The sequence below is a fragment of the Nocardia glycosmidis genome (genome assembly GCF_052545115.1).
Window position 1 is genome coordinate 357,347 of record NZ_JBQWRH010000003.1, and the last position, 13,272, is coordinate 370,618.

The 13,272-nt window shown below is 68.1% G+C and carries 10 protein-coding genes and 1 tRNA gene; 5 read left to right on the top strand and 6 right to left on the bottom strand.

Translation table 11 applies throughout. The features are described 5' to 3' along the window. Window positions 1–108: 108 nt before the first annotated feature. Both ACT86A_RS05685 and ACT86A_RS05690 read left to right on the top strand, forming a co-directional pair. Window positions 109–3,582 carry an indolepyruvate ferredoxin oxidoreductase family protein gene (locus tag ACT86A_RS05685; protein WP_445090927.1) on the top strand — a complete coding sequence of 1,158 codons (3,474 nt, stop codon included), beginning with the start codon at window positions 109–111 and terminating at the stop codon, window positions 3,580–3,582. 117 nt (window positions 3,583–3,699) lie between these two features. Further along, window positions 3,700–4,188, top strand: a complete 489-nt coding sequence (locus ACT86A_RS05690; RefSeq protein ID WP_445090928.1) for an Rv1443c family protein — start codon at window positions 3,700–3,702, stop codon at window positions 4,186–4,188. A gap of 247 nt (window positions 4,189–4,435) precedes the next feature. Here the strand turns inward: ACT86A_RS05690 and ACT86A_RS05695 are convergent. After that, window positions 4,436–4,509, bottom strand: a tRNA-Met gene (locus tag ACT86A_RS05695). A 63-nt stretch (window positions 4,510–4,572) separates the two neighbouring features. Beyond that, a complete protein-coding gene (gene amaB / locus ACT86A_RS05700; RefSeq protein ID WP_445090929.1) occupies window positions 4,573–6,105 on the bottom strand; it encodes an L-piperidine-6-carboxylate dehydrogenase in 1,533 nt (510 codons plus the stop codon). 133 nt (window positions 6,106–6,238) lie between these two features. Here amaB and ACT86A_RS05705 point away from each other — a divergent pair, with 133 nt between their 5' ends. The 3 genes from ACT86A_RS05705 (at window position 6,239) to ACT86A_RS05715 (ending at window position 9,440) form a co-directional block, all read left to right on the top strand. Beyond that, complete coding sequence (locus ACT86A_RS05705; RefSeq protein WP_445090930.1) at window positions 6,239–6,691, top strand: Lrp/AsnC family transcriptional regulator; 453 nt, start codon at window positions 6,239–6,241, stop codon at window positions 6,689–6,691. 64 nt (window positions 6,692–6,755) lie between these two features. Next, a complete protein-coding gene (lat, locus tag ACT86A_RS05710) occupies window positions 6,756–8,090 on the top strand; it encodes an L-lysine 6-transaminase (protein WP_445090931.1) in 1,335 nt (444 codons plus the stop codon). Between the two features lie 126 nt (window positions 8,091–8,216). Next, entirely contained in the window at window positions 8,217–9,440 is a 1,224-nt protein-coding gene (locus ACT86A_RS05715; RefSeq protein WP_445090932.1) for a YVTN family beta-propeller repeat protein, read from the top strand. Window positions 9,441–9,552: 112 nt separating this feature from the next. Here the strand turns inward: ACT86A_RS05715 and ACT86A_RS05720 are convergent, their stop codons facing one another. The 4 genes from ACT86A_RS05720 to ACT86A_RS05735 form a co-directional block, all read right to left on the bottom strand. Beyond that, window positions 9,553–9,897 (bottom strand): hypothetical protein, encoded by a 345-nt coding sequence (locus ACT86A_RS05720; RefSeq protein WP_445090933.1) that lies wholly within the window; start codon window positions 9,895–9,897, stop codon window positions 9,553–9,555. After that, window positions 9,897–10,064 (bottom strand): hypothetical protein, encoded by a 168-nt coding sequence (locus ACT86A_RS05725; protein ID WP_445090934.1) that lies wholly within the window; start codon window positions 10,062–10,064, stop codon window positions 9,897–9,899. Before ACT86A_RS05725 ends, ACT86A_RS05720 begins: the two co-directional genes overlap by 1 nt. 84 nt (window positions 10,065–10,148) lie before the next feature. After that, a complete protein-coding gene (locus ACT86A_RS05730) occupies window positions 10,149–11,087 on the bottom strand; it encodes a patatin-like phospholipase family protein (protein WP_445090935.1) in 939 nt (312 codons plus the stop codon). 371 nt (window positions 11,088–11,458) lie between these two features. Further along, window positions 11,459–13,264 carry an acetyl/propionyl/methylcrotonyl-CoA carboxylase subunit alpha gene (locus tag ACT86A_RS05735; RefSeq protein ID WP_445090936.1) on the bottom strand — a complete coding sequence of 602 codons (1,806 nt, stop codon included), beginning with the start codon at window positions 13,262–13,264 and terminating at the stop codon, window positions 11,459–11,461. Window positions 13,265–13,272 lie beyond the last annotated feature (8 nt).

The window sequence follows — 13,272 nt, forward strand, 5'->3', positions numbered from 1 at the left end:
GATTGATCAGTATTGATCCTGATAGTTGTGCGTTTGGATCTATAGATACAAGATATCGAAACTAGATGCTCAACGCGCGATCGGCGCCGAGCGGACGGGTGGATCCGGATGACCGAGCTCGCTGACCGCGACCTGATCGCGGCTCCCTACGACCTTGCCGACCGGTACCGCGTGGGCGCGGGGCCGGTTGTCCTCACCGGTGTCCAGGCCATCGCCCGGCAGCTGGTCGAGCAGCACGTGCGCGATCTGCGGGCCGGCCGGCGGGTCGGCACGTTCGTGTCCGGATACCAGGGCAGTCCGCTGGCCGGCGTCGACAAGATGCTGGCCGGGATGCCCGATGTCCGCGCCGCGCATGACATCGCGTTCGTTCCCGGATTGAACGAGGAGCTGGCCGCGACCTCGGTGTGGGGCAGCCAGGCCGACCTGCCTGCGGGTACTGCCACGCACGACGGCGTCGTCGGGGTCTGGTACGGCAAGGGCCCAGGGCTGGACCGGGCGACCGACGCGTTGCGCCACGCCAATATGTACGGCGCCAACCCGCGCGGCGGCGTGCTGTTGCTGGTCGGCGACGATCCGGCGTCCAAGTCGTCCACCGTGCCCGCCGCGAGCGCGCGCTCGCTCGCGGCGATGAACATCCCGGTGCTGTTCCCCCGCAACGCCCGCGAAATCATCACCATGGGCCTACACGGTGTCGCCCTGTCGCGTGCCTCGGGATGCCTCGTCGCGCTCGAGATCGTCGCCGATGTCGCCGACGGCGCCTGGACCGTCGACGGTTCGGTCGGCGAGATCGACCTCGTGGTGCCCGAGATCGAATGGGAGGGACGGCCATTCCGCTATCGGCAGCGCCCGATGGCCGCCCCGGCGGACAGCTTGCTCGCGGAAGCCGATCTCTATGGTCCGCGCTGGGAACTGGTGCGTGCGTACAGCACGCGCAACGGGTTGGATGTGATCGAGGTGAATCCCACTCGCGCCACGGTGGGGATCGCCGCCGCCGGAACGACGTTCGACGCGGTCCGGCAAGCGCTGCTCGACCTCGGCGCGGACGACGACGCGCTGCGCGCGGCGGGCATTCGACTGTTGCGCATCGGAATGCCGTATCCCATTGCACCCGAGCGGGTTCGGGAGTTCTCCGCTGGGCTCACCCGGCTGATCGTGGTCGAGGACAAGAGCGCATTCGTCGAAACCCAGATCCGGGAGATTCTGTACGGCACCCCCGGCGCTCCCGAAATAATCGGCAAACGTGACCCGTCGGGCCGCCCCTTGTTCGCTCAGGATGGCGAACTCACCTCCGGCCGCATCGCCGCGCCCCTTCGCCGGGTACTCGATGGCTACGTAGAACTGAAACGTCCACTGCCGCAAGCATTGTCACTGGCGATCCTGCCTGCCAAGCGCGCTGCCTACTTCTGTAGCGGTTGCCCACACAACCGCTCGACCGCGATACCCGAAGGCTCGCTCGCGGGCGGCGGCATCGGCTGTCACACCCTGGTGACCATGTCGGGCCGCGCCGACAGCGCGGTCACCGGGCTGACTCAGATGGGCGGCGAAGGCGCGCAATGGATCGGACAGGCACCCTTCACCGACGTACCGCATCTGTTCCAGAACATCGGCGACGGCACCTACTTCCATTCCGGCCAGCTCGCCGTGCAGGCGTGCGTCGCCGCGGGCGTGAACATCACGTTCAAGCTGCTGCACAACGACGTCGTCGCGATGACCGGCGCGCAACACGCCGAGGGCGCGGTCACCGTGCCGAAGCTCACCCACAAACTCACCACCGAGGGCGTGCGGCGGATCATCGTCTGCGCCGACGAGCCCGAGCGCTACCGCAAGCGCGATCTGGCCCCCGGCACGCTGCTCTGGCATCGGGACCGGCTCGACGAAGCGCAGCGCGTCCTGCGCGAGGTGCGCGGTGTCACGGTGCTCATCTACGACCAGCATTGTGCCGCCGACGCCCGGCGGCAGCGCAAACGCGGCACGCTGCCGGTGCGCCGCACCAGGGTGATCATCAACGAAGCGGTGTGTGAGGGCTGCGGCGACTGCGGCGTGCAGAGCAACTGCCTCTCGGTCCAGCCGGTGGACACCGAATTCGGCCGCAAGACCCGAATCGATCAGACCTCCTGCAACACCGACTACAGCTGCCTCAACGGCGACTGCCCCGCGTTCGTCACGGTCGAGCTGCCCGACCCGGCGACGGCGAACAAGCGCGACGGCGTTCGGTGCCCGCAGCCGCCGCGAGTGCCGGACCTGCGTTGCGCTGCGCCGACGTCGACGCAGAATGTCCTGCTGGCGGGTATCGGCGGAACCGGCATCGTGACCGTCAACCAGGTGCTGGCCACCGCGGCGATGCGCGCCGGATACGAGGTCGCGAGCCTGGACCAGATCGGATTGAGCCAGAAGGCGGGGCCGGTGGTCTCGCACCTGCGGTTCGCGCTCGGCGCGCTGGAACCGGCCAACCGGCTCGCGCCCGCCTCCGCCGACTGCATCGTCGCGTTCGACCTGCTCACCGCCACCGACAACAAGAACCTCGGCTATGGCTCGCGGACGACCACGCTCGCCGTGGCGTCGACCAGCAGGACACCGACCGGCGACATGATCTATGACAAGTCGGTGCCCTATCCGCAGCAGCGGCTGCTTCTGGACCGCTTGGCGCAGGTATCGCGCTCGGTGCACTCCTTCGACGCGCTGGCCGCGGCCCAAGCCCTGTTCGGCAACACCGCCGCCGCGAACTTCCTGCTGGTCGGCGCCGCCTACCAGGTCGGTGCCCTACGGCTGCCCGCAGTGGCGATCGAGGAGGCGATCGAGATCAACGGCGTCGGGGTGGGCGCGAACATCGCCGCGTTCCGCTGGGGTCGCGTCGCGGTGGCGCGGCCGGATGAGTTCGCCGCGGCGACCACCCTGCAACGCCCACCGAAATCTGAAATGCGTATTCCCGCAGATCTTTTCGATGGCCTGACCGCGGTGGGGGAAACAAGGCGGCTGGTCGAGCTGCGTGCCGAAGAGTTGATCGGATTCCAGAGCGTCGCGCTCGCCCGCGCATATGTGCACGCTGTGCAAAGGGTCTGGCAAGCGCAGAGCCGGGTCGGCGACCGTACCGAGTTCAGCGAGCAGGTGGCGCGCGGCCTGTACCAGTTCACCGCGTACAAGGACGAGTACGAGGTGGCGCGCAGGCTCACCGATCCGGACTTCCTGCACGACGCCGCGGCGCAGCTGCCCGGCGGCGCGAACCTGACCTACCGGCTGCACCCGCCGATCCTGCGCGCCATGGGCCGCGCGACGAAGATCGGCTTCGGTCCACGCGCCCACTTCGCCCTGCGGGTGCTGGCCAAGGGCAAGAGACTGCGTGGCACCAAGTTGGATCCGTTCGGTTACGCGCACGTGCGTCGCGTCGAGCGAGCCTTGCGTGACCACTACCTCGAAATGGTGACCACCCTCGCCACCACCCTGGACGCGGCGAACTACGACCGCGCCGTGGCGGCGGCGGGCCTGGCCGACATCGTGCGCGGCTACGAGGACATCAAACTCGCCAACATAGCGGTCTACGCCGAGCGTCTGCGCGCGCTCGGTATCGAGCCACCACGCTGCTAGCCGCCTGGATGGGTAGCCTGTCACGTTGCCGATCCCACCACGGGCCGATGCGGTTGCTGGTGGCGCGAGAATGACGGCCGAAACCCGATCAGGTCCCTTGGCAATGAAGGTGGTGACATGAACTTCGAACCGGCGGCGCAGCGGATCGACGTGGTCAGTGTGGTGGACGCGCCGATCGAACAGGTGTGGGCGGCGGTCACGTCGGCGACGGGTATCAATGCCGAACTGCGGCCCTACCTGCGCATGACCGTTCCGAGGGGACTGCGTGGTCGCGCCGTCGGGGACATCGCACCCGGGACGAACCTGGGGCGCGGTTTCTTCCTGCTGTTCGGGGTACTGCCGATGGACTTCTCCAGAATGACCCTCGCGGAGATCGACGCCGGGCACCGGTTCCGGGAGGAGTCGACGATGATGTCGATACGGGAGTGGACACATGAGCGCACGCTTCGCTCGATCGGTGACCGGACCGAGGTAATCGACGCGGTGACTTTCGTTCCGCGTGCGCCGATGGGTCTGATTCCCGGTTGGAGCGGGATGTTGCGCGCGGGACTGGCATTCCTGTTCCGTCATCGCCATCGGCGGCTACAGGAAACCTTCGGCGCGTAGGTGAGCCCGCCGAGGGCTGATCGGGATCCGATCACTCGGCAGGAAATGCCCGGGTCAGAGCATCGGCGGACGCTCCGGCCCGGGGCGTTGTCACGAGGACACCGTGGTGTGGACTGTCGTGGTCTTCGACGGTGCGCGGCGGGTGCACGAGTTGCCCGTGCGGCCGGGGCTCGGGGATGCCACGCCGCGGGCGGTGGGGTGCGTGGGGAATGGAAAACGGCCCGGAGTGTTCCGGGCCGTTTTCTAGTAGCGGGGACAGGATTTGAACCTGCGACCTCTGGGTTATGAGCCCAGCGAGCTACCGAGCTGCTCCACCCCGCGTCGGTAGGTACAACCTTACACACATTTGCGTGTACTACCGAATCCGCTGGTGGGCGGGGGTGTTCAGCCGAATTCGATGCCCTGGGCGAGCGGGAGTTCGGTGGAGTAGTTGATCGTGTTGGTGGCCCGGCGCATGTACGCCTTCCAGGAGTCGGAACCGGATTCGCGTCCGCCGCCGGTCTGCTTCTCGCCGCCGAACGCACCACCGATCTCGGCGCCGGAGGTGCCGATGTTGACGTTGGCGATCCCGCAGTCGGACCCGTCCGCGGCGAGGAAGCGTTCGGCCTCGCGCTGGTCGGTGGTGAAGATGGCGGACGAAAGGCCCTGCGGTACTTCGTTGTGCAGCGTGATCGCGTGGTCGAAGTCGTCGTACGTGAGGACGTACAGGATCGGCGCGAAGGTTTCCGCGCGCACCACCGCGGTCTGGGCAGGCATGCGCACGATGGCGGGTCGCGCATAGTAGGCATCGTCGCCGAGGACCTCGACTCGATCACCGCCGCAGAGCAATTCGCCGCCGTCGGCCACCGCCTGATCCAGCGCGGCGCGCATACCGGCATAAGCCCGGCCGTCGATCAGCGGACCGACCAGCACCCCGTCGTCGAACGGATTGCCGACGGGCAGCTGTCGATACGCCCGTTCGAGCCGCTCCACCAGCGGGGCGACCACCTCGCGATGCACGATCAGTCGCCGCAGGGTGGTGCAGCGCTGCCCGGCCGTGCCCGCTGCCGCGAACACGATCGCCCGCACCGCGAGTTCGAGATCGGCGGAGGCGGTGACGACCGCGCCGTTGTTGCCACCCAACTCCAGCAGGCAGCGCCCGAGTCGCTCGGCGACCCGCGGCGCGACGAGCCGCCCCATCCGCACCGAACCCGTGGCGCTCACGAGCGCTACCCGTTCGTCCCCGACCAGGCGGGACCCGATGTCGCTCGCGCCCTGGATCAATTGATGCACTTCCGGATCCGCGCCGACCTCGCTCGCCGCGCGCCGCAGCAACGCATGGCAGGCCACGGCGGTCAGTGGTGTCGTCTCCGACGGCTTCCACACCACGGTGTCCCCGCAGATCAGCGCGATCGCCGTGTTCCACGCCCATACCGCGACGGGAAAGTTGAACGCCGAGACCACCCCGACCACGCCCAGTGGATGCCAGGTCTCCATCAAACGGTGGCCCGGTCGCTCGGAAGGCATCGTCTGTCCGTACAACTGCCGGGAAAGACCGATGGCGAACTCGCAGATGTCGATCATTTCCTGCACTTCGCCCGCTGCCTCGGCGGGGATCTTGCCCGCCTCCAGCGTGACCAGCTCGGCCAGATCGCTCTTGTGCGCGATGAGCAGCTGCGCCAGTCGGCGCACAAGCGCGGCCCGGACCGGCGCCGGGACGCTACGCCATGCCTGGAAGGCGGTGGCGGCCCGGCCGATCGCGGCATCGACGTCGCCCGGGGAGCTGGGCCGCAGGGTCAGCAGTTGGCCGCCCGTGATCGGGGTGCGCGCGGGCAGCGAGCCGGGTTCCGGCAGTCGCGCACCGAGTGCGTGCAGCAGCGCGGTCGCTCTCGCGGCGAGTTCCTGGGTAGTGGTCTTGGCGCCGAGTACATCAGTCATCTGTTGTTCCGCCGTACCTTTCGGCCGCGTCGCGGCATCTCGGTCCGCAGAGCGGGGCGTGTGTCCCACATCGCGGGAGGATGGAGGGTCGGGTTCCGAGCACGAGGTCGGCTGCCTGGGTTAGCCTTCGCTGATGGCGGATACACCGGCAAGACCCGTACTCGATGACATCGATCGCCTGCTGATTCGTGAACTGATGGCCGATGGACGGGCCACCCTGTCGAATCTGGCCGAAAAGGCGAGTCTGTCGGTGTCCGCGGTGCAATCGCGGGTCCGTCGGTTAGAGGCGCGCGGGGTGATCCGCGGGTACGCCGCGCACGTCGATCCGGAAGCGCTCGGCCAGTTGCTGTCGGCATTCGTCGCGATCACTCCTCTCGACCCGTCGCAACCCGATGATGCGCCCGCGGTGCTCCAGCACATCCCCGGCATCGAGGCGTGTCACTCGGTGGCGGGAGAAGAGAGCTACATCCTGCTGGTCCGGGTGGCATCCCCGCGGCATCTCGAGCAGTTGCTCCAGGAGATCAGAGCGACCGCCAACGTGCGCACCCGAAGCACCATCATCCTTCAGACATTCTATGACAGATAGGGATACCTCGGAATTAATCCGTTTCGATGTAGAGCTTACGTAAATTTTTACGTACCCTCATGGCGTGACCATCGAACTGGAACGCACCCGCCCGGCGGTCACCCCCGCCGCCCGGGTACACGAGATCTTGTCGGCGAGCATCCTGGCCGACGGCTTCGACCTGGTGCTCGACCTCGAGCAGTCCCGCGGCTGCCGTCTCGTCGACGAACGCGACGGCACCGCCTACCTCGACATGTTCGGTTTCTTCGCCTCCAACGCGCTGGGCATGAACCATCCCGCCCTCGCCGCCGACGAACAGTTCCGTGCCGAGCTCCTCGCCGCGGCACTGAACAAGCCGAGCAACTCCGACATCTACACCGTGGCGATGGCCCGCTTCGTCGAGACGTTCGTCCGGGTCCTCGGCGATCCACACCTGCCGCACCTGTTCTTCATCGACGGCGGCGGCCTCGCGGTGGAGAACGCCCTCAAGATCGCGTTCGATTGGAAGAGCAGACACAACGAATCCCACGGCCGCGCAGCGGAACTCGGCACCAAGGTGCTGCACCTGACCGGCGCGTTCCACGGCCGCACCGGCTACACCATGTCGCTCACCAATACCGATCCGGTGAAGACGGCGCGGTTCCCCAAGTTCGCCTGGCCCCGAATCAAGGCGCCTTACCTGACCGACGCCTTCGATGTCGAGGAAGCGGAGACCTGCGCGCTGACCCAGGCGCGGCAGGCCTTCGCGGAAAACCCCGACGACATAGCATGTTTCATCGCCGAGCCGATCCAGGGCGAAGGCGGCGACCGGCACCTGCGACCGCAGTTCCTGCAAGCCGTGCAGCAGCTGTGTCACGACAACGACGCGCTGTTCGTCCTGGACGAGGTGCAGACCGGCGTCGGTATGACCGGAACCCCCTGGGCCTACCAGCAACTCGGGCTGGCACCGGACATCGTCGCTTTCGGAAAGCGGACCCAGGTATGCGGCGTCATGGCGGGCGGGCGCGTGGACGAGGTGCCCGACAATGTCTTCGCGGTCAGCTCCCGGCTCAACTCCACCTGGGGCGGCAACCTCGCCGACATGGTGCGGACCCGGCGCATCCTGGAGGTGATCGAGCGCGACGAACTCATCGAACGGTCGCGGCCGCTGGGCACGCACCTGCTCGACCGGCTGGCGGGCGTGGCCGCCCGGCACGCCGACGCCGGCGAGGCGCGCGGGCGGGGACTGATGTGTGCGATCACGCTGTCTTCGGCGCGGTTGCGGGACGAGGTGCTCACCGCGCTGCGTGAACGCGAGCACGTCCTGATCCTCGGCACCGGCGATCGGGGTATCCGCTTCCGTCCCCCGCTGACGGTCACGAGCGCCGAGTTGGATGAGGCTGTCGAGGCTCTGGAGCGAATCCTGACCAGTCTCGAATAGCTCACGCGAAAGGATGGCGCGGGCGCCACGGCGGTGTCCTCGGCATCGGGTGCGAAGTCCTACATCACCTCCTAGGATTCGCGCCATGTGCTCTCGTCTTCACCACTGTGTGAGGAGGTGCGGCGCGTGAACCGGCAGCGCATGTTCCGCCGCCGCGCGCCGCACCTCATGGCTTCCCTCGTCCTGCTGTCCGCCGTGACCGGTTGCGCCGCCGGCGACGCGGGCACAGTGGCCACGGAGGCGGGACAGGTGAGCGCGACGGCCGTAGCCGCACCGCCCCCCAACGCGTTTCCGCCGCACATGACCGACCTGCTGTCCGGCATGCCGCCACCGCTCTCGCCAACGGACGTGTACGCGGCCAACCGCGCACTGAGCCCGGGCGTGACCGACCAACGGCCGCTGGTCTACGTGCCCAACAGCGAGTCGAACACGGTCTCGGTGATCGATCCGGACACCTTCCAGGTGATCGACACCTTCAGCGCGGGCGGCCGGGAGCCGCAGCACGTCGTCCCGTCCTATGACCTGCAGACGCTGTACGTCACCAACGACTTGCCGCTGGGCGCGGGCAGCCTTTTGCCGATCGATCCGCGCACGGGCAAGCCGGGGGAGCCCTGGCCAGTGCGCGACCCGTACAACATGTACTACACGCCGGACGGCAAGTACGCCGTCGTCGTCGCCGAGGCGGACAAGTCGCTGGACTTCTACGATCCGCAGACCTGGGCGAAGGTCCACACCCTGCCGGTGCCCGACTGCACCGGCGTCGATCACATCGATTTCACCGCTGACGGCCGGTTCGGCCTGGCGTCCTGCGAATTCATCGGCCGGATGATGGTTTTCGACGTCGCCGAGCGCAGGATCGTCACGATGGTCGATCTACCGGGCGGCCGTTCGGGCATGCCGCAGGATGTGAAGCTGTCGCCGGACGGGCATACCTTCTTCGTCGCCGACATGGTCGCCGACGGCGTCTACACCATCGACGCGCACACGTTCGCGAACACCGGTTTCGTGCCGACCGGCAAGGGAGCGCACGGGCTCTACATCACTCGCGACTCCAGGCAGATGCTCATCACCAACCGGCACGAAGGCAGCATCTCGGTGTGGGATTTCGCGGCGAACGCGCTGGTGCACAAGTGGTTCGTACCCGGCGGCGGCAGCCCCGATATGGGCAATATCTCCGCCGACGGGCGCGTCTTCTGGGCGTCCGGCCGCCACCACGGCGAGGTGTACGCCATCGACATCGTCAACTGGACCCTCTTGGCGCGCATCCCGGTCGGCAAAGGACCGCACGGGCTGACCATCTGGCCGCAACCGGGACGCTATTGCATTGGACACACCGGAGTCATGCGCTGAATCGACGGGCGTCCGCGGGCGCGGCGGCCGCAGCAGCGCCCGCGACAGCGCGCAGGCGGGAGGCTGCGGTTCAGGCGGAGGATCGACCACGGCCCACTGGGCTCGTCGGTCGTCAGGAGGTGACCGGTCGCAGGCCCAAACCGCCCTCGACGAAGCGCCGGACGGATGTGAGCCCGGCGTCCAAGGCCCGCTGGTAGCCGGGGCGTGCCCACCCGTTGATGGCGGCGGTGCCGTCGCCCGCCGGCGTCACCCCGATCTCGGCTACCAGCTCGGCGGTAGTCGGTTCGCAGACCGCCCAGGAGAAATGGGTCTCCGCGGTCCAGCCGGCGCTGCGCTCGGCCACATAGTCCGGGTCGGTGATGCCGCACTCGGCCAGCGCGGGGCGGTCATCTATGCGGTCATCCGCCCGCAGGGCACGTAGATACCAGGCACCCGCGTTGATCTCGATCGGTTCCATCAGCACCCACCCGCGGCGTCGCGCCGACTACCGAACCGCGCGCTGCCGAGCGTGTGGCGCTGCGCGATGTCGAGCCGCCCTGCCACGATCTGATCGGAATTCGGCGGCGTCACCTCGGCGCCGTCCGCGCCCATGTGGGCTGGTTGGGCGGTGGGTAGCTCGTTCATGAGGAAAGGCTAGCTGCTGGGCGGAGCCAACCGTCGAGGGCCGCAAGGTGCGAGCAAACGCGGCAGCGTCCGCACCGACAGCCGCTATACCGCCGGGATGGTCGTGGCGAGGGCATCGAGAACGGCATGGCGGCCGATCTGCAGCGCGGCGGACAGCAGCGTTGTATCGCGGGCGGCGCTGTCGACATCGGGGGAGCCGGGCGGAGGGTGGATCTGCAGGACCGAATCGCCGAGATCGGCCAGCGCTTTGTCCTCGATGTCCTGCTGATGCGGGCGTTCGAGCCAGGCACGGTAGGCGCCGGGCGCCACCGCACGCAAATAGCTGCCCCCCACGAGCTGGTGCAGTCGTGAGGCGGGCGGACGTCTCTCGTCGACGCGTCGGGTGCGCAGAACCAGGGCACGCGTTGCGCCGGCTCGCACAGCGGTGCGGATCGGCACTGTTTCGGTGAGTCCGCCGTCGAAGAAGGCGCCGCCGCCCATCCTGACCGGCGGGCCGGCCAGGATGGGCAGGCCTGCCGACGCTCGCAGCGCACGCATGAGCGTGCCCTTGTCGGTGATGTGCGGATGCAGATCGACCGCCTGACCGGTGCGGATATCCGTAGCGATCGGATGGAACGTGGTGGAGTTCGCCAGAATCGCCTCGAAATCCATCGGCTCGATGCCGTCGTACACCTGGTGCACGAGGTAGCGCAGATCGAACGCGGGCCGCCCGCGCAGGAGCCGGGCCGGGTCGACGGCGCGGCGCATGATCACCGGGTCGGTCCAGGAACGCATTCCGCGGATCGCGCGCCCCGACAACAGCCAGGCTCCGTTGATCGCGCCCGCCGACGTGCCGTACACCGCGTCGAACACCGCCGTGAGTCCGAGTTCCTCCAGTGCGGACACCATGCCGCTGGAGTACGCGCCTCGGCTGCCGCCACCCTCGATGACGAGCACGAGCCGATGCCCGTCGGCGCGGGTGGACGTGGCATGGCGAGCGCGGATCAGCTCCGCGACGGGGGAGACGCTTGACGAGCTGGTCACCGCATCACGATACGACACCGTGGCGGGAACCTCAGGTCGAAAAAGTGGTGTTCACCCGCGTGTGACCGTCGCCGACCCGGTGCCACACGAGGAGGGAATCGGGAAAGGAAAGCCAGCGCAACAAGCCGGTGAACGTCGCGGATCGAGCTGCTGCCTGCGCCGGGACACGGCCGCCGAGCGAGCGATGCCGGCAGCAGGCCGGAGAAGTGGCAGTACCGCTCTGGACTGCCGCTGACACGGCACGTCGCCTACTCCGGCGTATGTGTGCGGTTGGATGAGAGCCTCGTGACCACGGCGGGACCACCGAAACAAACGGAGCGGGCGCGGACGTCGTTGTCCGAGCCCGCTCCGAGACGGTCTTCGCCAGGTATCTACTTGATTTCCGCGAGTATCGTGCCCTGTGTGATCGCCGCGCCCGCCTCGACGGACAGGCCGGTGACCACGCCCGCCTTGTGGGCGTTGACCGGGTTTTCCATCTTCATGGCCTCCAGCACCACGATCAGATCGCCCGCCTCGACCGACTGGCCCTCCTCGACGGCGACCTTGACCACGGTGCCCTGCATCGGGGCGGTGACCGCGTCGCCCGACGCGGCACCGCCACTTGCGCTGCCACGCTTGCGCGGCTTGGGCTTCTTGCGGATCACACCGGCACCGTTGCCCGCCGCCCCACCGGCTCCGGCGCCGACGGTGAAGTTACCCGGCAGCGACACCTCGACGCGGCGCCCGCCGACCTCGACGACGACCTTGCGCCGCGGCAGGTCCTCGTCTTCATCGGCCGCCGCGCCGGCGGCCGCGAACGGCTCGACGGTGTTGACCCACTCGGTTTCGATCCACTTGGTGTAGACGTCGAACGTCTCGCCGTCACCCACGAATGCCGGGTCCTCGACGATCGCCCGGTGGAACGGGATGACGGTGGCCAGGCCGTCGACCTCGAATTCGGCCAGCGCGCGCCGCGCCCGCTCCAGTGCCTGGGTGCGATTCTCGCCGGTGACGATCAGCTTGGCCAGCATCGAGTCGAACTGTCCGCCGATCACACTGCCCTGCACCACACCGGAGTCGACCCGGACACCGGGGCCGGAGGGTTCCCGGTAGACAGTGACCGGGCCGGGCGCAGGCAGGAAGCCGCGACCGGCGTCCTCGCCGTTGATGCGGAACTCGAAGGCGTGGCCGCGCGGGGCGGGGTCTTCGGTGATTTCCAGCTCCTCGCCGTTGGCGATCCGGAATTGCTGGCGCACGAGGTCGATGCCCGCGGTCTCCTCGGTGACCGGATGCTCCACCTGCAGGCGGGTGTTCACTTCGAGGAAGGAGACCGTATCGCCCTGCACCAGGTATTCCACGGTGCCGGCGCCGTAGTAGTTGGCTTCCTTGCAGATGGCCTTGGCCGAGGCGTGGATCTTCGCGCGCACCTCGTCGGACAGGAATGGCGCGGGGGCCTCCTCGACGAGCTTCTGGAAGCGCCGCTGCAGCGAGCAGTCGCGCGTGCCGGCGACCACGACGTTGCCGTGCTGGTCGGCGAGCACCTGCGCCTCGACGTGCCGGGCCTTGTCCAGGTACTGCTCGACGAAGCATTCGCCACGACCGAAGGCGGCGGTCGCCTCGCGGGTGGCCGACTCGAACAGCTCGGGGATCTCCTCGATGGAGTGCGCGACCTTCATGCCACGGCCGCCGCCGCCGAAGGCCGCCTTGATCGCGACCGGAACGCCGTACTTCTCGGCGAACTCGATGACCTCGTTCGCGTCCTTCACCGGGTCCTTGGTGCCCGCCGCCATCGGCGCGTTCGCGCGCTCGGCGATGTGGCGCGCGGTGACCTTGTCGCCCAGGTCGCGGATCGACTGCGGGGAAGGGCCGATCCAGATCAGCCCGGCGTCGATGACCGCTTGGGCGAAGTCGGCATTTTCGGAGAGGAAGCCGTAGCCCGGATGAATGGCGTCGGCGCCGGACTTGGCCGCGGCGTCGAGAATTTTGTCGAACACCAGGTAGGACTCGGCCGAGGTCTGGCCACCCAGGGCGAAGGCCTCGTCGGCGAGCTGGACGAACGGCGCGTCGGCGTCCGGCTCGGCGTACACCGCGACGCTCCCGATACCGGCGTCCTTGGCTGCCCGGATCACGCGCACGGCGATCTCGCCTCGGTTAGCTACGAGTACCTTCGTGATCCGTGCGCTGGCATGGCTGGGCACTGAGCCTC

What these genes read in the sequence shown, in the direction of transcription:
- ACT86A_RS05685 (WP_445090927.1), top strand. Translation starts at nt 109, where the DNA reads ATGACCGAGCTCGCTGACCGCGACCTGATCGCGGCTCCCTACGACCTT.
- ACT86A_RS05690 (WP_445090928.1), top strand. Translation starts at nt 3,700, where the DNA reads ATGAACTTCGAACCGGCGGCGCAGCGGATCGACGTGGTCAGTGTGGTG.
- amaB (WP_445090929.1), bottom strand. Translation starts at nt 6,105, where the DNA reads ATGACTGATGTACTCGGCGCCAAGACCACTACCCAGGAACTCGCCGCG.
- ACT86A_RS05705 (WP_445090930.1), top strand. Translation starts at nt 6,239, where the DNA reads ATGGCGGATACACCGGCAAGACCCGTACTCGATGACATCGATCGCCTG.
- ACT86A_RS05720 (WP_445090933.1), bottom strand. Translation starts at nt 9,897, where the DNA reads ATGGAACCGATCGAGATCAACGCGGGTGCCTGGTATCTACGTGCCCTG.
- ACT86A_RS05725 (WP_445090934.1), bottom strand. Translation starts at nt 10,064, where the DNA reads ATGAACGAGCTACCCACCGCCCAACCAGCCCACATGGGCGCGGACGGC.